The 659-nt window shown below is 47.2% G+C and carries 1 protein-coding gene; it reads left to right on the forward strand.

Annotated features, from left to right (window positions below; all coding sequences use genetic code 11):
• Window positions 1-659, forward strand: a 659-nt coding sequence (locus R7P74_RS26940; RefSeq protein ID WP_318123729.1) for an AAA family ATPase, incomplete at both ends; no start/stop codon positions are given.

Below are 659 nucleotides of genomic sequence, written 5' to 3' on the forward strand. Positions count from 1 at the left end.
CGGTAAGTTGCGCTGTATTGGTTCAACTACCTACCAAGAGTACAGCAATATTTTCGAAAAAGAGCGTGCGCTATCTCGTCGCTTCCAAAAAATCGACGTTGTAGAACCATCTCTGGACGATACAACCAAGATCCTGATGGGCTTGAAACCAAAGTACGAAGCTCACCACGAAGTGCGTTACACCAACAAAGCACTGCGTGCAGCCGTAGAGCTGTCTGCGAAGTACATCAACGAACGTCATCTACCTGACAAAGCGATTGACGTTATTGATGAAGCTGGTGCTCGTAGTCGATTAGCTCCAGCAAGTCGTCGTAAGAAGACGGTTGGCGTGGCTGATATTGAAGCCATGGTTGCAAAAATGGCTCGAATTCCAGAGAAGTCGGTGTCTTCATCTGACAAAGACATCTTGAAGAATCTTGATGGCAAAATGAAGATGCTAGTCTTTGGTCAAGACAACGCTATTGATGCGCTTTCGGAGGCTATCAAACTGTCTCGTGCTGGTTTGGGCGTAGATAACAAGCCTGTGGGTTCGTTCTTGTTTGCAGGGCCTACTGGTGTGGGTAAAACCGAGGTAACTGTTCAGCTATCGAAACTGCTGGGTATTGAACTGCTTCGTTTTGATATGTCTGAGTATGGTGAGCGTCACTCTGTGAGCCGCT

The sequence above is a fragment of the Vibrio sp. 2033 genome (assembly GCF_033339735.1).